At 48.9% G+C, this 18,686-nt stretch carries 18 protein-coding genes and 1 pseudogene; all 19 read left to right on the top strand.

The genetic code is table 11. From position 1 onward, the window contains the following. Nucleotides 1–13 precede the first annotated feature (13 nt). Nucleotides 14–1,066, top strand: coding sequence for an SAF domain-containing protein (locus tag QW71_RS26440; RefSeq protein WP_039306348.1), 1,053 nt, complete (start codon nucleotides 14–16; stop codon nucleotides 1,064–1,066). A 5-nt stretch (nucleotides 1,067–1,071) separates the two neighbouring features. Continuing rightward, a complete protein-coding gene (locus QW71_RS26435) occupies nucleotides 1,072–1,650 on the top strand; it encodes a hypothetical protein (RefSeq protein ID WP_039306346.1) in 579 nt (192 codons plus the stop codon). A gap of 2 nt (nucleotides 1,651–1,652) precedes the next feature. After that, the gene (locus QW71_RS26430; protein ID WP_152679865.1) at nucleotides 1,653–2,483 is read left to right on the top strand and encodes a hypothetical protein; all 831 of its coding nucleotides are present in this window, start codon (nucleotides 1,653–1,655) and stop codon (nucleotides 2,481–2,483) included. Beyond that, nucleotides 2,476–4,323 (top strand): Flp pilus assembly complex ATPase component TadA, encoded by a 1,848-nt coding sequence (locus QW71_RS26425; protein WP_039306340.1) that lies wholly within the window; start codon nucleotides 2,476–2,478, stop codon nucleotides 4,321–4,323. Before QW71_RS26430 ends, QW71_RS26425 begins: the two co-directional genes overlap by 8 nt. Beyond that, the gene (locus QW71_RS26420; protein ID WP_039306337.1) at nucleotides 4,320–6,401 is read left to right on the top strand and encodes a hypothetical protein; all 2,082 of its coding nucleotides are present in this window, start codon (nucleotides 4,320–4,322) and stop codon (nucleotides 6,399–6,401) included. Before QW71_RS26425 ends, QW71_RS26420 begins: the two co-directional genes overlap by 4 nt. Nucleotides 6,402–6,414: 13 nt before the next feature. Then, entirely contained in the window at nucleotides 6,415–6,918 is a 504-nt protein-coding gene (locus QW71_RS26415) for a hypothetical protein (RefSeq protein WP_039306335.1), read from the top strand. 59 nt (nucleotides 6,919–6,977) lie between these two features. Continuing rightward, nucleotides 6,978–7,475 carry a hypothetical protein gene (locus tag QW71_RS26410; protein WP_039306332.1) on the top strand — a complete coding sequence of 166 codons (498 nt, stop codon included), beginning with the start codon at nucleotides 6,978–6,980 and terminating at the stop codon, nucleotides 7,473–7,475. 24 nt (nucleotides 7,476–7,499) lie between these two features. Next, complete coding sequence (locus QW71_RS26405; protein ID WP_039306329.1) at nucleotides 7,500–8,045, top strand: hypothetical protein; 546 nt, start codon at nucleotides 7,500–7,502, stop codon at nucleotides 8,043–8,045. Further along, complete coding sequence (locus QW71_RS26400) at nucleotides 8,042–8,404, top strand: hypothetical protein (protein WP_039306326.1); 363 nt, start codon at nucleotides 8,042–8,044, stop codon at nucleotides 8,402–8,404. Before QW71_RS26405 ends, QW71_RS26400 begins: the two co-directional genes overlap by 4 nt. A 15-nt stretch (nucleotides 8,405–8,419) precedes the next feature. Then, entirely contained in the window at nucleotides 8,420–8,971 is a 552-nt protein-coding gene (locus QW71_RS26395; RefSeq protein WP_039306323.1) for a hypothetical protein, read from the top strand. Continuing rightward, nucleotides 8,958–9,938, top strand: a complete 981-nt coding sequence (locus QW71_RS26390) for a hypothetical protein (RefSeq protein WP_039306319.1) — start codon at nucleotides 8,958–8,960, stop codon at nucleotides 9,936–9,938. Before QW71_RS26395 ends, QW71_RS26390 begins: the two co-directional genes overlap by 14 nt. 5 nt (nucleotides 9,939–9,943) lie before the next feature. Next, nucleotides 9,944–11,164: a copper amine oxidase N-terminal domain-containing protein gene (locus QW71_RS26385; RefSeq protein WP_235441557.1), complete on the top strand. Its 1,221-nt coding sequence runs from the start codon at nucleotides 9,944–9,946 to the stop codon at nucleotides 11,162–11,164. An 846-nt stretch (nucleotides 11,165–12,010) separates the two neighbouring features. Continuing rightward, nucleotides 12,011–14,491, top strand: coding sequence for a DUF5704 domain-containing protein (locus tag QW71_RS26380; RefSeq protein WP_052770255.1), 2,481 nt, complete (start codon nucleotides 12,011–12,013; stop codon nucleotides 14,489–14,491). 194 nt (nucleotides 14,492–14,685) lie between these two features. Further along, nucleotides 14,686–14,985 (top strand): WXG100 family type VII secretion target, encoded by a 300-nt coding sequence (locus QW71_RS26375; RefSeq protein ID WP_039306314.1) that lies wholly within the window; start codon nucleotides 14,686–14,688, stop codon nucleotides 14,983–14,985. Between the two features lie 108 nt (nucleotides 14,986–15,093). After that, nucleotides 15,094–15,303 (top strand): hypothetical protein, encoded by a 210-nt coding sequence (locus QW71_RS26370; RefSeq protein ID WP_039306311.1) that lies wholly within the window; start codon nucleotides 15,094–15,096, stop codon nucleotides 15,301–15,303. Further along, on the top strand, nucleotides 15,269–15,493 hold the full coding sequence (locus tag QW71_RS41045; RefSeq protein ID WP_200905978.1) for a hypothetical protein: 225 nt from the start codon (nucleotides 15,269–15,271) through the stop codon (nucleotides 15,491–15,493). The genes QW71_RS26370 and QW71_RS41045 overlap by 35 nt, the downstream gene beginning before the upstream one ends. Beyond that, a complete protein-coding gene (locus QW71_RS41040; RefSeq protein ID WP_039306306.1) occupies nucleotides 15,487–16,422 on the top strand; it encodes a hypothetical protein in 936 nt (311 codons plus the stop codon). The genes QW71_RS41045 and QW71_RS41040 overlap by 7 nt, the downstream gene beginning before the upstream one ends. Next, the gene (locus tag QW71_RS26355) at nucleotides 16,307–17,539 is read left to right on the top strand and encodes a hypothetical protein (RefSeq protein WP_152679864.1); all 1,233 of its coding nucleotides are present in this window, start codon (nucleotides 16,307–16,309) and stop codon (nucleotides 17,537–17,539) included. Before QW71_RS41040 ends, QW71_RS26355 begins: the two co-directional genes overlap by 116 nt. Beyond that, nucleotides 17,499–18,686 (top strand): annotated as a pseudogene (locus tag QW71_RS41035) (hypothetical protein); the annotation flags it as partial. The gene QW71_RS26355 and the pseudogene QW71_RS41035, both read left to right, overlap by 41 nt.

Raw genomic sequence — 18,686 nt, 5'->3', positions numbered from 1 at the left:
ATGAGGTTATGAAGTGGCAGTACGCAAGCGGAAAAAAATGTTGAGATACACGATAATTTCAGGTTGTCTTGTTGCCGTCGCAACATCCGGGGTATGGTTCGCAACCTACCGTCACTACAATGCCAGGCTAATTGATGAGCGGGCCGCTTATGAAGCACAACTGGCGGACAAGGATGATGTCCTGCAGCGGTATATGGACCAGTCCCAGACAGCCTATGTTCTCGTCTCCGCCAAGCTTGCCGGTGAGGCAATTACCGCAGAGGATGTAATGGCAGAGAAGCTTCCCAAATTCTCTTCTCCGGACAATCTGATCGGCGATTCCAAGGGGATCGTCGGCAAATACCTGAAGATCAATGCCATGCCGGGGACAGCGGTAACTACTGAGATGGTGCGTGATGAGGCGAGACTTGAGCCTTCGGAACGTAAGGAAGAGACAGAGTATATCAAGCTTCCGCTGCGGCTGACCAAACGGGATGTTGTCGATATCCGAATCGTATTTCCTAACGGTGAGGATTACATAGTTGTTGGAAAGAAATCGCTCGAGGATGTTGATCTGGGGAATCAGTATACATTCTTCAACGATAGTGAAGAAGAAGCGCAGCTGCTTCAGGCAGCCTTAGTCGATGCCTATATTAACAATGCTGAGCTGTATATGAAGCAGTATGTGGAGCCTGAGCTTCAGCCGGAGCCAGTAGTGAATTATGTGCCTAACCTGGATGTATTGAAAGTCATTAAAAGCAATCCCTTTATTATTGATCAGGCCAAGTGGAGCCTGGCTGAGGATCTGCGTAAAGAGCTGGAGAAACGGCTTGAAGCCCTTGAAGATGAAGATAACATACGTGTCGGGGCCGACGCCCCTAGCGGCAGCGGTGTGATTAAGCGGAAATCGGAGCAGGGAGCTGCAGCCGCAGCCGATGAGGCTGCCCAAGTGGACAACAGCCAATCAGTTAACGGAATCATTGACCAGAGTAATCAGGCACCTGTGGATTCCAGCGCAGACCAGAGTTCGGCAGGCGGGATGAATACAGAAGCTACAGGCGAAGACAGTCTGCTGGAAGGAGAGTGACAGATTTGAATATTGTTGTCGCCGGAGATTGCGAGAAACATGATTTCATCCTGGTAGCCGCTATTCTGTTAAAAGGCTATTACAACAATGATGTCATGATCATTTCGGACAATCACAGACATTATCAATATTTCGATGGAGAAGTATCGGGGATACAGATACGGAATGCTGAGCCGGATGTGGCTGACAGACCGGATATTGTCCTGTATGACTGGCATCATGGTTATCCTGAAGGACTGGAGGATGAGCAGATTGTGTTTGCAACCAGCTATGAACGCCAGGCTATGGAACATGTGGATAAATTGCTGGATCAAAAGCATATGCCTGCCCTTCTGGTGGTTATCGAAGAGGAATGCGGGCTTGGACTGAAATATGTGGACCGGTATTACCCGGTAATCACCTCCAAGATTAGTTATATCACCAGCGCAGAGCGGAGAATTGACTGGGTTCATGATGGACGGGTGAATCTTAAGGTGGATAAGGATTTTGCCGTGGCTGTAAATGATTTTTTAATTGAAATCGGCAATGTGCCTAAGAATGACATCAAGAAACTATGGCAGTATGCGAGGAAACGGGGGGAGTAAAGGTGCTGGTAGCGTTTTGGGGGCCTGCCCGAGGGCAGGGGAGAACAACTTCAAATATGGCCGTTGTGGCGGCAACGATTGCACTGGATCATCATATCCGGGTGCTGATGACGCACACGCATTTGAAGCAAGGGGTACTTGAGTACGTATTCTCTCAGACAAGGGCGGCTGCTCAGGCGGCGACTTCCGGGGGGATGGATGCCATTGAGCGGCTGGTGCAGTGCGGGATGCTTACCCCCGAGGGGATAAGAGATCATGCGGAATCTATTCTTAAAGACCGCCTGGAGCTGTTAAGCGGATCTTTGAATACAGAGAAGCACACGGCCAAGCTGTTGCTTCCGCATATTTTTAAAGATTATAGAAGATTTTATGATTTGCTGTTTGTGGACCTCTCGGCCGAAGATGACCCGGAAGTGGTATCACTGGTAATGGAGCAGGCGGATCTGGTTGTTGTGAATCTGAGCCAAAATCAGGTGAGCCTGAACACTTATTTTGAGACAAGCGGAAGATCGCCTGTGCCGGGCGACAAGCAAGTGCTCTATTGCCTGGGTGCCTACGAGCGCAGCTCAAGGATGAATAAGGAAAGAATTATTAAACAATACCGGCTGAAAAAATCTGCTGTCGGCATAGTTCCTTATCATACCGGGTTCATGGATGCACAGAACGAACGCCGGACCGTGCCGTTCCTGCTGAAAGCTAGGGAGGTCCGGACCCGTTTTCTGGAATTTAGTGAAGACGGAACTTTCACTGCTGCAGTGCGCGGGATGGGCCAGCTTATTCTTCAGACACTGGAAATATCCGCCTTGCCGGAATTGGAAGCTGCAAATGATTAATCTTATCCTGATATTTATAGTCCTGATTATTATTGGAGTATTCCTGTTCTTATGGCTGGGCAGACGTAAAAACTCGGCTCCGCCATCCGTGCAGCTGAAATACGATATGAATGAAATCGTGCTGTTTCTGAGACGTGCGTTCGAGGAGATTATCGCCTCTTCCCTCTATGAAGGCAGTCCGAGCGAAGAAGAATATAACCGCCGCAAAGCACGGCGCAGAGAATTGCAGAAGGCGCTTAGAAGCTGCATGCATGGTGATTTATCTGCCAAGAAATACGTCAAGCTGTACATGAAGGATCTGCTGGTGCAGACCTATGGTCTGGATGAAGGGAATGTGGACAAGATCATCAGCTTCGGCCATGCGGGCCGTCTGACTTCACAGGATTGCTTTGATATCCTGCTCCATGTCTTCAAGAAAGATCACGGGCAGGATGCATTTAATGTAATGGTAAGCAAATATAGTCTGGATACTCTGCAAAGACTGCCTGACGGTTCCCGGGGATACAAGATTACAGAAGAGCAGATCCGCCATATCTATCAATCGGAGCAGCCGAGATTGTCCATGCAGGACAAGATTGAAATTATTGTACAACGGGCGTATCAAATTTATAAAGGTCTTGGGGTCATTGATGAGCTGCGGGACCAGAATATCGACGGTGTGAATGGCGGAACAAGCGGGATGCCCCCGGATGTCGTACAGACCACTGATTTTCTGGAATATACCAAACAGCAGCATTTCATTCCGCAATCCTATGATGCGGTATGGACGTTCTACCGAGGGAAATCGCTTCATCTGGAATTCTTGAGCTTCGGTTCCGAGAAGGAGCTGAAGCGGGTCTGCCAGAACATTTACGGCTTCGGCAATCCAGGCCAGCTGAATGAATCCAAGGGTTATATCATCAACGATATGGCTGACGGCAGCCGTGTCGTGGTGGTGAGGCCCAAAATGGCAGAGAGCTGGGCGTTCTTTGTCCGCAAATTCAATGATTCACTGGTAGAACTGGACCAGCAGATCAAAGATCAGGGTGCGCCGCTTGCTATTCATATGCTGGTCTACCTCATCCTTGGTCATCAGGTAACTGCAATTACAGGAAGACAGGGATCGGGTAAAACAACGCTGCTCAAAGCGCTAATCAAATATATTGATGCGAAGAATATCCGGATTCAGGAGACCTCTTTTGAAATTTGGGCGAGAAAAATGTATCCGGGAAAAAACATACTTTCCTTTCGGGAAACGCCCTCGGTCAGCGGGCAGGACGGGCTGGATGTACAAAAGAAAACAGATGGTGCGGTTAACATTGTCGGCGAAGCCGCCACTCACAGTGTGGTCAGTTATGTCATTCAGGCGGCCCAGGTGGCCTCTGAGTATACCTTGTTTACCCATCACGGCAAAACACTGGCAAATCTCGTCAGTGCACTCCGCAACAGCCTGATTGCCTCGGGAGCGTTCAGCAATGAAAAAATTGCCGAGGTGCAGGTGGTTGAGGCGCTGGGCTTCAACGTACATCTGGTACTCAGAGCCGGCAAACGTTACATTGAGCGGATTACGGAGATTATTCCGGCCGACCCTCAGTTCGAATATCCCCGGAGTTACGCAGAGCGCGCTGAAATTACGGACAAGCTGGATGCTTTTATGGATACCATGACTGAATATTTCGGGCGGATGACTGACAGGCGTTCTTATGATTACAAGGATATCATTGTCTGGGAAGCCGGAGAATACGTGGTCAAGCATCCAATCAGCAGCCGGAAAATTGATGAAATGCGTAAGAATATGGATGAGGATGATGCGGCGGAGTTCACTGCATTTATTGATAAGTACTGGGGGCAATCTGCATGAGTCTGCAAAATATAGTGCTGATTGTTCTCGTTACATCCGTCATCCTGCTGGCTCTCCTGCTTGTCCTGCTCAGCATTGTGCAGCGTAAGCTGAAGGGCACGCAATATCAGGAACAAAGGCGCCTGAAGGCACTGCTGCCTACACGTACCAAGGACAAAAGATGGCTGGAACAAGCTCATAAGGCCTATCCGGTACTTGATGAACTTCCGGTCATCAAAAAACTGCTCCACCGGATGCGGTCCCGCCTCACCTTAATTCATGCCGGAAATGAAATTATGATCAGAAGCCGTGCAGCTGCACTGACTCTAATGATCGTTGCCTGTATTCTGCTGATCTCGCTGCTGTCCTTTCTCTGGACCTCTTCCTGGGTCAGCCGTGCAACCATTATGCTGGTCTCCATATATCTGGGAGGAATTCTAAGCGACCTCTTCATAGGCCGTCTGGCCAAGCAGATGCTGTATGACCAGTCTTCCATGATTCTGGATATCCGCCATGAATATCATCAGACACATATGGTGCAGGTCAGCCTGGAGAATTCTGCAGAGCGTTCCAAGCCTATGGTGGCTATGCATGCCAGACAGATTGCCGGCATTCTTGCAGCGGTGGACCCGGAAGATGAGCTGCAGCGATATTATGAGGTTGCACCTAACCGGTATATGAAGCAGTTGGCTGGAGTGAGCTACAAGATAGGTGAATATGGCGATGCGGATATTCATAAGGGCGAGCGCTCTATCTATCTGTCCATGCTTGGCAATATCAGAGAAGAGATCCATATGGATATCAACCGCCGTGAGCGCATTGACCGGTTGTTGTACGGGATTGTTTTTGTAGCGGTGTCACCGGTATTCATGCTGGACCCGATCCGCAAATGGGCAGAGAGCATGTTTCCGATTGTGACTAATTACTATAATTCCGCTTGGGGATTGTATTCACTGATTCTGCTGTACATTACGTTTATTGTATCGTTCGTTGCCTTGCGGATTCTGAAGGGTGTTGATGAGGATACGCAGGCTATTAAGGATGAAGGCAAGTGGTTAAACCGGTTATTGAAGAACAAGTGGGTCTACAGGGTAACGGACCGGATTACTCCGGAAGAGCATGAACCCGTCCACTTTAAGGTAGCGGGTGTATTGAAGGATGCCAACTCCGGCCTGTCCCATCATGCCTACTACTTACAGAAGACCCTGGCTGCAGTGGGCATATTCCTGCTCGTAGTGATTATTCAGTTCTCTATCCATGTGAATATCAGGCATAACCTCCTCCATCCCAATGTACTGATTACGACGGGAGGGAATCAGACGGAATCCCAGAAGATGCTCAGTGAGGAACGTTATGCCTTCGAGCAGTCGCTGATCGGAGAGCTGGTAGCGAGAGATATTACACCGGATCAGATGCTGCTATATATTCAGGAGCAGGCCGAGCATAAGCCGTTTCTTCAGTCTAGCCTGGACCAGAATGCCTATGCACAGCAGCTGATGAACAGAGTGGAGCAGTACCACCGGGAATATTACAAATGGTATGAGCTGCTGCTGGCATTCGGGCTGGCTGCGGCAGGCTTCTTCATCCCGGATGCATACCTGATCATCCGCACCCAGCTGCGGAAATGGGAAATGCAGAATGAAGTGGACGGCTTCAATACGCTGTCGATGATGCTGTCGCAATTTCCGAATATCAGCGTGTATGAAATTATAGAGTGGCTGCACCGTTACAGTTATATCTTTGAGCGGCAGCTGTTGCGCTGCATGCTGGATTATGAAGCGGGAGGCTGGGATGCCATTGAGAAGCTGAAGGAGGATGCGCGTTTTGTTCCCCTGGAACGGCTGGCTGACCGCCTGCAGGTTGCTGCTGATCTGATTCCGGTAAAAAAAGCATTCGATGATATGGATGCCGAAAGAGCATTCGCGATGGATCAGCGCAAGGAGCACTACGAGAAGGTAATCAGCAGGAAAAGTACACTGGGCAAAATGTTCGGGTTCTTGCCGATGCAGGCAACGTTCACCTTATATTTACTGCTTCCCTTCGTCTATATGGCCTTCCAGCAGCTGGGCGACCTGACTGTTGTGACCGGCAAAATGTGAAGGAGCTACAGGCATGGAGAATATAGCAAGCTTTTTAAAAACAACCATATCGATTCTGATCACGCTGGCCATTATATCCTCCGGCCTGTTCCTGTGGGGGAAAACACAGCCTGTAGTTGAGCTTGCGAACAGCCAGGCAGCAGCACAGGCGAGGGCGTTGTCGGAGCAGCAATATTCCGCCTTCGATAATCAGCTGGTCAGCGGCTCACAGATTCTTACAGCTTACCGCCGCTATGAGTCACAGCCGGGCTTCTGCCTCTATGTTCAAAGACCTTATGTCTACGGTCAGGATGTATCCACCAGGGAATTTAGTATGAATCCGAGCGGGGAGGGCTCCTGCCGTAATTTTGATTATTCGAACGGGGAGTTCAAGGAAGGCACCAGTTATAGCCGGACCGATGAGGATATTTCGGACGCATCCGGTTCGTATTACATAAGCCCCCAATCCAGGTACAGGGCTAAGCTGATCAAAGACAAGAACGAGCGGATTGCGGCTATTTATTTTCAGGCACAGTAGTGCTGTTGGACTGACAGTATAGAAGAAACCTTTCAATATAATGCGAGGAGGAGAACTTCATGGAAAATATTTCAACGGGTCTAAAATGGGTCATCGGCATTATCGTTACCATTCTAATCATCGCCGCAGGTGTAAGTATTTACCTGATCATTAACAACTACTTCATCCGCGCCCAGGAGCAGACGCTGGCTCAGACCCAGATGATTAATCAGGCAGAATTTAACAGCTACGACAACAAGGATGTATCCGGCCAGGATGTAATCAATGCGGCGATGCGGTATAAGGGGCGTCCGCAGTTTGCGATTAAAATTGAGACTGGGGAAAATACAGATGGGTTTTATGCGGAGAATACTTATGATACTTATTATATAGAGCCTGCAGAGGGTGGTGTAGTGGAATTATCAGATCCAGATGGGGGCCCAGAGCAAAGCGTATCTGAAATGCTGGATATAACAAATGATCATAATTGTACAGTCAATACACTTGGCCGGTTCAAATCCAATATTTACCGGGATCAGAATGATGAAGTCAGGTTGATTGTATTTACTCAGAACTAGAAACCAAGGTGAGGAGAGAATGTCATGGAGAATATTTCAACCGGGCTGAAATGGGTGATTGGTATTATTGTCACTATTCTGATCGTCGCAGCAGGAGTGAGTATTTATCTGGTGATTAATAATTACTTCATTCGCGCGCAAGAACAGACCTTGGCCCAGACCCAGATGATTAATCAGGCAGAGTTCAACAGCTATGATAATAAGGATGTCTCAGGACAGGATGTAATTAATGCCGCTATGAAATATAAGGGGCGGCCACAATTCTCCATTATTATAAAAACTGGAGTGAACAAAAAAGGATTTCATGCGAGTAATACATATGCCACCTATTATGCTCTCCCAACAAAGAAAGAAGATAAAGGAGAAACTGAAGTGCAGTTTCACTTTGGTGATAACTCAGGCCTTAAGGATTATAGTGTGTCCCAGATGCTGGATTTAAGCGATAACGATGTTCCCAATGATGATAATTGCAATGTAAACACACAGTCTGCATTTAAAGCTAACGTATTCAGGGACAAGAATGGTGAAGTCCGACTAATCGAATTTGATCAGAATAAAGCCGGCAAATGAAAACCGCTACCCAATTCCTGCTAACCCTATTTGCCTGGATCATGTTCGTAATTGGCGGCTTTACGTTTCTGCGCCTGGAAGCTGACAGCACTGTTCAGGCCAGTCGGCCGGAGCAGGCTACAGTTGCATTAGCCCCCTATACAGGGACCGGTGATTTGAAGAAAGTCTCAGGAGAGCAGCTAATCGGTATGATTCCTCAGGCACTCGAAGGGGATTACATTTTAGTGATAGACGGCATTGTATTTAATGAAGAAACAGACCTTGATGCAGTGGATCTGCGGGGAGTGCCTGGCGCTGCCTATGAGCTAAGGGTTACGCGGACTAATGAGATGGTTACGGAAATCTCTGCTTCCCGCTGAGAAAGGAGGAGCCTCATGGCAGATGCGCTAAAAGGTGTAATTATCGTGATTCTGCTGGCCTTTGTGTTTGGAGTCTACCCGGCCTTCCGCCAATCAGAGGTAGTAGAGAGGAATACGAAGCTTGCAGCGAATGCGGCTGTGGTGGAGTTCGTAGATACGGTTCGTGCCAAAGGGTATGTGGATGTCGGAGATTATGAGCGGTTTCTTCATACGCTGGATGCTTCATATGCGGTATTCGATGTTCAAATGGAATATTACAAAAAGAACCTGGAGCCTCTATACACCAATCCTGATGATTATTCCACCTTCCAGAACAGCTTCAGTGTCAGGTATGACGGATATTTTAACAAGGATATATTGGGAGTCTTGTATCCCGGATCAGCAGCTTCGCTTGCTGCAGATGCTCCGGGCAGAAGGTTCACCATGCATGTCGGTGATCTGTTCAATGTCCGGCTGGAATCCGCAGGGACGACACTGGCTTCGCGGATGCGGTCGATGTTGTTCCAGAGTGAGCTGATTCCGCTCAATTTGAAGTACGGGGGAATGGTGCGAAGTGAAGCCCCTTAGTGTAGTGCTTGTTTTTCTGATTATAGTAATACCGCTAGTGCTTATTAATGATACTAGAGAAGACCTCCGGGTCTTTAATGAAGACCAGTACAAACGTTATTCCGATGATTTTCAGGCCGCAGTGGATGATGCCGGAGACTATCTGTCCCGGCTGGAAATGCAGCCGACGATAACAGCAGTCCATTATGGCCGGGAACGCCAGCTGAAGCTGGATCAGGATGTGCTGAGTGTGTTTTACAGTAACCTGGCGCTGAAATTCGGACTGGAGAATAATAGGGCTGAATTGAACAATCTGAAAATGCATATGCCAGCCCTTGTGATGTTCGGTTATAGCGGTTATACACTGGTGACGCTCGATGATACAGCCAGTAATGGGGGAGAAAAGGAGCTTAAGCCTGTCAGCTGGCCGGAGCGGCCTTACTATTACAAGCTTCGTAATGGTAATTTGCTCTACTTCACTTTGGACGATAATGCCCGGATATACGATACTGGGGCCAATAAATTCTATGAGGGAGATTACGCGGAGCTAGCTGCAGAGACGAGTCTCGCGCCTATCAACTCACTTGAGCTATTCCGTGAGATCCGCCAGAGCACGATCACTTCACTGGTCGAACAGGATCTGGCCACGGCCATTAACAGGCACCTGGAGCTGGTGAAGCGGATGGGCTTGTCCATCCAGTTCACACTGCCGCGCGGTCTTCAGGAGCAGTCGATACAGGATGTGGGGATGATGGCTTTTATACAAGGCTATCCGCTTCCCGGCGGGGAGCTGCTGGATGCTTATTCCCTCGGCAGCGGCGCGGTCATGCGGCGCAAGGTGCTGATCGGAACCCGGAATGCAGCAGGCCGGCGCACGGCCTATGGTGAAAGCTGCTTGCCTGGCGGAGCAAATGTGATTGAGAGCCTGTTCGATCCGGAGGAGGCTGCGAGGAAAGGGTATTTTGTGGAGGATTGTGCGGTTAGGTGAAAGAGATGTGGAATTTTTATAGAAAAAGCAAAGGAGAGATGAAAATGAGGAAGTTTAGGTTATGCAATCTAGCAGTGATTAGGTCAGGAAAAAGAAGGAGTCTAACTATTATCTTGGGCATCCTTGTAAGTTTAGCATTGTTAACGAATACGGCGGGAGCAGCAGGCACATCTGCCAAAGCAGTGAACGTTATCATGGATGGTATTAAATATCCGCTGACAACGGGACATCCTTATTTAGATAATGGAATTACAATGATCCCTTTCCGTATGATCTCGGGCAAACTGGGTATCCAATCTGACTGGAATGCAAGTACCAAGACCTTAACTTTGATGCAAAAATCCAACAAAATAGTTCTGACAGTAGGTTCTTCCTATGCCAAGGTAAACGGGGTTCCTACAGGAGTGGGTGCTATGGTTGTGCAGAAAGACGGGGTGACAATGATTCCGTTAACCGTTGTTAGGGATCTCTTATCTGCAGAAGTCGAAGTAAAGGAGTCTACTCAAAGCATTTATATTCGCACACCTGGTAAAGATCCTGGCAATTTGGATTATTTCGGTAGACGCATCCGTACTACAAATCTTCCGAAGAATTATAAGGATTATCCCTATATCCTGGAGGACATTCCTAATGAAATGTATGAAATGGAGCATACCAATATCTACTATGCCGATGACGCTAAGACTGGAGCAAAGATGTTTAGTAGTAACAAGATAACGTTTGAAGATATGGAGAAGATTAGTTACCGTATGAAGCTTGGGTATGATATGCGATTAAACGTAGATTATAAAACGATTCATCCGGAAAATTATGCCAAAGAAGCTTATAGCTTTGAGAGTCAAGTTAGTTCTTACCGGATTGAGCTAATCAAAAGATATGCTGAGTGGGTGATAAAGAACAAGATTCAAATAGAGGGCTCAATCGATCCAGAACCTTCGATGATCTACAGTTCAGGAGTAGGTTGGTTAGTTCGATCTAAAGTCAGGTTCAGAATTAATAGCTTTAGTGAATACAGAGATTTATTGGATGATGCTTACTTAAAACTTGCCAAGCTCAGAATTACCGGGGATATGAAAAAAGGAGCCTGGTATGAAGGTTATGCAGATGTACGTATTTCTTCTAATCAATATGACGGTGCAGGCTACGATGGTGAATATGGTGAAAACAAAAGATTAAATGCAATCTCCAGCTTGTTCGAAAGCTCTACACTTTATGAAATGAAGTGATGAAAGATGCGGAGTAAGGGCCTGTGTTGTTTATTAATTATTCTGTTTAATTCATTGTTGTTTTCACCTTTTTCAGGTATTGCTGCTGCTTTTCTAGCCGACTTTGAAGACGGGGCATTTACCTATATAACTACCTCCAACGAAGCAACATCCAGCATCAGATACCAAACAGTAGGATGGTATATACATACGCAGCCGACATGTGCAGCATCCGGAGCTTATGGCGGCGAGGTACAGTGCGACCCTACCTTATTACCCTCTAATCAACAAATAAAGTTACAGGATTCTGGTGGAGGACATGTGAAATCAGAGACTATCTCCGGGGGCGTAGTAACTACAATTTTCGAGTGGACTGAAGCTGAAGTACTTGCGGCGATTGGACAAGCCCGTGCAGAACAAAACATTTCAGAAGGTACTCCCGTGTACGCCAGCGCAATCATGCGAGTAGTAACGGGCCCAAGATCAAATCCGACTCAAGTTTCTGGACCTTACCATACTTTATATGAAATTAAACACGCGGAGTCTTGGGCGCATCCAGAAGATTTTAGGCAATACTTCGATGTTGCAGTTCCCTTTAAAGGAAAAGACTATCCGGTTAAGATGATACTCAAGCTGTCAAACGGGGCGGTCGTGAGTACTCAACTGATAGGCAATTATAAAGCCGGGTATAACATAATCAAATCTTTTCCCGAGACAGTGTCAAGTGGGGGACGTACTTATGAAATCAATCAATCATGGCTTTCTCCAATCCTGAGACAGGGTGAACAACTATATATTCAAAGCAAAGTTTCCAACGATCCAGCTGTAATTCAGCGTAATTTTAAGGTTTATGTAGGTGGAGTCAATATGGTAGCCAGTTACAAACTAGTTGATGAACCAGGAGAACCAGGAGAAGGAACCGGCTTAGGTAAGTGCACCTACACCATCCAACCGCCGAACAAGATCGCGGCTCCGCAAGCATCATTTATGGAACCGGGTGCGACTGGGGTGATTCTCGGTGATGATGCGGCGAATGGGGTACATTTTGATGCACCGACCGGAATTCCTACCTCAGATAATTTATACGCCAACGCTTGGGGAAAGAATTATTTATTTGAACATACCTTTGCCAATATGGCAGGGCAGATACGCTATTCCTGCAGTGTAGAGGTTACATATCCGACCAAATGGGAGGAAGCTCAGGATGATCTTGAGGGCGAAGATGGGGAGCCGATCCCCCAAGATCCAATTCCCAAAGATTCATCCTTTGACAAAACCTATACCTTTGAACTGACGCCTAGAGAATATGCGTACTGGCAGATCGATCAGTTATCTGTCTATCAAATCGACCGGGCACTGATGGAGAACTATGCACTGCCGGGAGGTTCAGTCACACTTTACCCTAATAACTATAATCCTCCAGCGCTTGAACTTGCCAACAGCACTGTGGTGGAGGAGCATGTTGTTCCCCAAGAGACAGGAACCCTATCGTTTACGCCGGAGGTGGTCGATGGCGGGGACCATGAACCAAGCCCGAGCGATGTTGATGATACAGATGAGCTTAAGAGTCTTGCAGAATCGCAAACGAACGATCCAAAGGTGCAGAATGACCGGCTGGTATTCAACGGACAGATAATTATGGACGACACCGTCTCTACAAAGACCGGGCCCGTTCCGGGAAGGATTGCCGATCCGCAGGATACCGGAGGCGATGTACTTTATCAAGGCCAGTTGATGATTAACCGGAGTCTGCTCAACCGCGCAAATGCGGGCAGTTCTGGTTCAATATTTTACACGATGCTGCCGGAGAATGTGGAGGGACGCGGAGACCAGTCGTATCCGATCAATGGTATTAACTCCGTAACCGTACACACACCAGTCGTCAACTATTCGCTTCTCCCGGATGATAACCGTCCTTACGACCAGAGGATGGATCCGGATTACGACCGGACGGTGCTGATTCTGGACCGGCCCTTTACTGTTCATTTCACAGAGAGCGGGCAGCACCTGAACATTCCCGGCTACGGCAACCGGGATTATGGCAAGTACACTCAGAACAAACGCATCCAGTTTCCGTTCGGTGTGTTCCAAGAGGGGCAGTATTACCCGGAAAACACCTGGATCAACATCCCTGTCGGGACACCGTACATGAACTTTACCATGCCTACTTGGGTTAACGAAGGGGACTATACCATTCATACACAATCCTGGGCAATTAATGCACCTTCAGACGGGGCGGAGTTGTGTCAGGTAAATCTGAACGGTAATCTGGCGAATTACTGCGCAGCGGAGAGCTTCAATGTCGGTGTGGTCGGCCGGCTGTTCGATTTTCGGATCTGGGATATCGGGGATTTCCGGTTTGAAAAAGTATTCCGCACGGGAACGGGCAACCTTGACCATAGCAGCGCAATGTATTATACGGGTGGGAACGATGAGAATGGAACACCGACGGCTTTAAGCGGACAAAAACAGTGGCATCTCCCAATCCGCAAAGGTTCACATCCCACGGAGCAATTGACGGTTCCACATAACGGCTACTCGTTTCTATTCGATTTCCGGACCATCGGGAATCTGTGGCAGCCGGGAGAGGGAATCCGGATTGAGCCGAGCTTCTACTTTATTCCGAAGACTGGAGGAAGTGCAGCGCCCGTCGATCTGTACTATGACGTCTCGGGTTCGGGCAATAAGATGATCGGCGTCGGCTCACCGAAGGACAAGCTGAGCTATACCCGCACCTACCGCTTAGCCGATGGCCTGCGGAACATATCAGGCGGCGAGTTATCCACGGCGGCCAGCTATGAGTATAACTATATCCTCACGGAGGCGCAGCGGGGACAAACTAATTGGCTGAAGTTCTACGAGAAGTATGTAAAGCGCAAAACCGAAATTTCCGAAGGCTATAACCTGGAAATTCTGCCTTATACATCACGTACCTTAGTCGGACCTACGAATATTCCGAATGGAGTAAACCTTATTGCCGCAGTACGCAGCGTGCAGCACTGGTACGGGGAATACAACCTGCCGATTGCCCCTTACATCCTGCCCAAGGGAACTAACATTGTGACTTTGGCGAATCATTATGGAGGCGCACTGGACGGTCATGAACAGGAGTTCATTTCCGGCGGCTATATCCTGGTGAAGTTCGAAATTTATACGGTCAAAAATAACGATGCCGGCACCCGCATTCTGGGTTACAAGGCGCCTGAAGCCAATATGTGGGCGATTGAAGGCCAGATGACTGCAGACACAGATGAAATGGGGCAGACCTTTTCCTTTACCTCGGGAGATATAATCCTGTTCGAATCGGATTTCTCGGTGCGGAATGACTATCAGGGGCAGGGGAGATAGTATTTTCAAAAAAGTTACTGTAAAGTTAAAAATAATATTAAAAGGGATTATATATAAAACTATTGATTCCGTTAACCGATAATAATATAAGGGCAATTGCAGCTATACTAATGAACTTGGAAATCTCATAGGTTAAAAGGATTCTTCAAGTTCATTTTTATATAAAAATCAATTATTTAAAGGAGCGGTTAATTATGGCAACCCCTAAAGTTACATTGGACTATGAAGGATTGAAGAAACAGGCAGGAGTCATCCTGAAGCAAAAGACGGATTTTGACACATTAATTAAAAACGTAAAGACAACGACGCTGAATCTTAATCAGGTGTGGGATGATGCTGCAGCAAAGAATTTCACGGAAAAGGTTAATGCAATGGATAAAACGTTCACACAGTTCTCCGAGGCATTAAAGGGTCTAGGAGATCACATGAACAATGTATCTGATAAATATAAAGAGTTATCGCTTGCAGTTATTAAGGCGCAATCAGGCTTCTAATCTATTCGTTGCTACCACAACTCCATGAGCTCCACTACATAAGATTGCAATTAGCTATGCAGCATGCTGCATAGCTAATTTTATTAGATGCAGGCAGGGAGGAAGCGCATGGCGTCAACAAAGCTTATATTTAATACAGACGAAGTCCAGCGCCTGCGGACGAAAATAGGCCAGGTGAGTCAAGACACCAACCGGCTGTATCTGCAGCTGAAGGGTCAGGCGAGTGGTTGGGGCGGTATTCCAATGGGCGGCCATTTCCAAGATCAGGAAGCAGGGGATCAGATTGTCTTCCGCCAAATTAATATTCAATACAGATGAAGTCCAGCGCTTGCAGACCAAAATAGGCCAGGTAAGCCAGGATACCAACCGGCTGTATCTGCAACTGAAGGGTCAGGCGAGCGGTTGGGGCGGTATTCCAATGGGCGGCCATTTGGTGAAGGCCCAGGTGCTGATTAACGAATTAACTGTAGAAGCAGAGAAGCTGGAGGATATTATGCCCAGGTGCTGATTAACGAATTAACTGTAGAAGCAGAGAAGCTGGAGGATATTATCCGGGCGGCTCTGAAGGGAGTCGAAGGACTCCAGGAGGAGAACAAGCAGAAGGCAAACGAGCTTACCCAGCGGTTCAGTCTATTTGCGGGGATGTTCGGGAGCTTTGGGACCCAGAGTATTGCCGGGCAGACAGCGATCCCAACCGCCACCCAGAAGGCAGCAGCGAATCTAATCACTTCATTCGCCGCCCTGCTGGGGAGGGATGAGCTGGATAGCGATCCGGCGGTGAAGCAGCTGCGGGTGGTCATCCAAACAGCGGGGCTGGGAACCGTGGAGGCTATTGCCGCGCAGAGCAAGCTGAACGATATCTTCGCGGCGCGGGACCAGATTGCGAAGGCGCAACTGGCCTTTAAGGTCTACGAAACCTTCGGGAACAAGGCGCAGATGATTGCAGTGCACCTGCAGGCGGAAGAAGCGCGTCAGAAGCTGGCTTCACTGGGCGTAGATGAGGTCCACTATGAAGCAGGAAAGGATCTGAGTGTGTATTTCAAGCAGCCTGCGGTCAAAGCTTGTGACTACGACCCATCCATCACGACTGGTAGCGTACCCTTGCCGGACAATGAAACTTATGCGTTTTTACTTCGAATGTCGGCGGTAGCAGGAGCAAAGGGAGACTGGGCGAAGCAGCAACTAGAGCTGATGAAGCCGCAGGCCACAATTGGGCCCTATGATCCGCGTGATTTCGTGTCAGATCAGGAGATTTTAAATCTGGATGACCCAGAAGTTCAGACACGGCTGAGTATGACCTACTGGAATACCTTGTCAACGGATGTTCGGGAGCTTTGGGACCCAGAGTCTTGCCGGGCAGACGGCGATCCCAACCGCCGCCCAGAAGGCAGCAGCGAATCTAATCACTTCATTCGCCGCTCTGCTGGGGCGGGATGAGCTGGATAGCGATCCGGCGGTGAAGCAACTGCGGATGGTCATCCAAACAGCGGGGCTGGGAACCGTGGAGGCTATTGCCGCGCAGAGCAAGCTGAACGATATCTTCGCGGCGCGGGACCAGATTGCGAAGGCGCAACTGGCCTTTAAGGTCTACGAAACCTTCGGGAACAAGGCGCAGATGATTGCAGTGCACCTGCAGGCGGAAGAAGCGCGTCAGAAGCTGGCTTCACTGGGCGTAGATGAGGTCCACTATGAAGCAGGGAAGGATCTGAGTGTGTACTACAAGCAGCCCGCATTGCAGGCCTGCGAATCTGATCCGTCGATCAAGACGGAGAGTGTACCGCTGGCACAAAATGAATCCTATCTGCTGCTGCTGCGGATGGCCATGGAGCCGGGGAATAAAGGCCAGTGGGCAAAGGACCAACTGGATGCCCTTCATCAAGGAGGCCGCAGCCTCCTTTTAACGAATCCAAACGCGGAGGCTTGGCGGGAAATCGTGAATCAGGCGATGGTCAGGGATATCAACAATGATGCCCAGGTAGACAAGGGCGGTACAGATCTGACGGATTGGGAGAGCCGGCCGGCGAAGAAGGATTTTATTGACAAATATTTGGTGGATCCGCTCATTGAACTGTTCACAGGAGAGAAGCAGGGGCCCAAGACGCAACGGCAGCAAGTGCTGGAAGCCCAGTTCTACGGTATGCAAGTGGAGCAGCAGTTTATACTCAGTGATTTGGTAAGCGAGTTCGAATCGACCCTGCGCGGAGCAGCGAGTGCAGACCGGATCAGTGAAGTCTTGGGGGTGGGGACCCTTAATCCGAAGATTGGATCGAATAAGAATTGTCAAATAGAGTCTCCCGGTGGAATTAATGGAAGCGGATTTGGTAAGATAAAAGCGTTGGGGGATGTAGACACTGTAAGCGGAACGAAGCCATTACTGGATGAATTCAATCCCGTGATTAAAGGGGTTGGGGGGACTGGTGAAAGTAAGAGATTTACTGGTTCAGGAATGAAGGATTATGATGGTGCAGCAGAAGCTGAATATGCTGCAATAAGAAATGTAAATATGAGAGACATTGAGGAGTTGGCAAGAAATACTGGACCAGGTGCTGATTAACGAATTAACTGTAGAAGCAGAGAAGCTGGAGGATATTATCCGGGCTGCTCTGAAGGGAGTCGAAGGTCTCCAGGAGGAGAACAAGCAGAAGGCAAACGAGCTTACCCAGCGGTTCAGTTTATTTGCAGGGATGTTCGGGAGCTTTGGGACCCAGAGTCTTGCCGGGCAGACGGCGATCCCAACCGCCGCCCAGAAGGCAGCAGCGAATCTAATCACTTCATTCGCCGCTCTGCTGGGGCGGGATGAGCTGGATAGCGATCCGGCGGTGAAGCAGCTGCGGGTGATCATCCAAACAGTGGGGCTGGGAACCGTGGAGGCTATTGCCGCTCAGAGCAAGCTGAATGATATCTTCGCGGCGCGGGACCAGATTGCGAAGGCGCAACTGGCCTTTAAGGTCTACGAAACATTTGGGAACAAGACACAGATGAATGCAGTGCACCTGCAGGCGGAAGAAGCGCGTCAGAAGCTGGCTTCACTGGGCGTAGATGAGGTCCACTATGAAGCAGGAAAGGATCTGAGTGTGTATTTCAAGCAGCCTGCGGTCAACCAGGAGGAGAACAAGCAGAAGGCAAACGAGCTTACCCAGCGGTTCAGTCTATTTGCGGGGATGTTCGGGAGCTTTGGGACCCAGAGTATTGCCGGGCAGACGGCGATTCCAACGGCCGCGCAGAAGGCAGCAGCGAATCTAATCACTTCGTTCGCCGCTCTGCTGGGGCGGGATGAGCTGGATAGCGATCCGGCGGTGAAGCAGCTGCGGGTGGTCATCCAAACAGCGGGGCTGGGAACCGTGGAGGCTATTGCCGCGCAGAGCAAGCTGAACGATATCTTCGCGGCGCGGGACCAGATTGCGAAGGCGCAACTGGCCTTTAAGGTCTACGAAACCTTCGGGAACAAGGCGCAGATGATTGCAGTGCACCTGCAGGCGGAAGAAGCGCGTCAGAAGCTGGCTTCACTGGGCGTAGATGAGGTCCACTATGAAGCAGGAAAGGATCTGAGTGTGTATTTCAAGCAGCCTGCGGCCAAAGCGTGTGACTACGACCCATCCATCACGACTGGTAGCGTACCCTTGCCGGACAATGAAACTTATGCGTTTTTACTTCGAATGTCGGCGGTAGCAGGAGCAAAGGGAGACTGGGCGAAGCAGCAA

It is taken from the genome of Paenibacillus sp. IHB B 3415, from assembly GCF_000802655.2.
Taxonomy (GTDB): Bacteria; Bacillota; Bacilli; order Paenibacillales; family Paenibacillaceae; genus Paenibacillus_AQ; species Paenibacillus_AQ phytohabitans.
The sequence above is the reverse complement of the archived record's forward strand: the minus strand, read 5'-3'. Positions and strand labels throughout refer to the sequence as shown.

Bases quoted from the DNA above. Each gene is read 5' to 3' on its own strand.
- QW71_RS26425 (WP_039306340.1), top strand. From the start codon at position 2,476: ATGATTAATCTTATCCTGATATTTATAGTCCTGATTATTATTGGAGTA.
- QW71_RS26420 (WP_039306337.1), top strand. From the start codon at position 4,320: ATGAGTCTGCAAAATATAGTGCTGATTGTTCTCGTTACATCCGTCATC.
- QW71_RS26415 (WP_039306335.1), top strand. From the start codon at position 6,415: ATGGAGAATATAGCAAGCTTTTTAAAAACAACCATATCGATTCTGATC.
- QW71_RS26410 (WP_039306332.1), top strand. From the start codon at position 6,978: ATGGAAAATATTTCAACGGGTCTAAAATGGGTCATCGGCATTATCGTT.
- QW71_RS26405 (WP_039306329.1), top strand. From the start codon at position 7,500: ATGGAGAATATTTCAACCGGGCTGAAATGGGTGATTGGTATTATTGTC.
- QW71_RS26400 (WP_039306326.1), top strand. From the start codon at position 8,042: ATGAAAACCGCTACCCAATTCCTGCTAACCCTATTTGCCTGGATCATG.
- QW71_RS26395 (WP_039306323.1), top strand. From the start codon at position 8,420: ATGGCAGATGCGCTAAAAGGTGTAATTATCGTGATTCTGCTGGCCTTT.
- QW71_RS26385 (WP_235441557.1), top strand. From the start codon at position 9,944: ATGTGGAATTTTTATAGAAAAAGCAAAGGAGAGATGAAAATGAGGAAG.
- QW71_RS26380 (WP_052770255.1), top strand. From the start codon at position 12,011: ATGGTAGCCAGTTACAAACTAGTTGATGAACCAGGAGAACCAGGAGAA.
- QW71_RS26375 (WP_039306314.1), top strand. From the start codon at position 14,686: ATGGCAACCCCTAAAGTTACATTGGACTATGAAGGATTGAAGAAACAG.
- QW71_RS26370 (WP_039306311.1), top strand. From the start codon at position 15,094: ATGGCGTCAACAAAGCTTATATTTAATACAGACGAAGTCCAGCGCCTG.
- QW71_RS26355 (WP_152679864.1), top strand. From the start codon at position 16,307: ATGTTCGGGAGCTTTGGGACCCAGAGTCTTGCCGGGCAGACGGCGATC.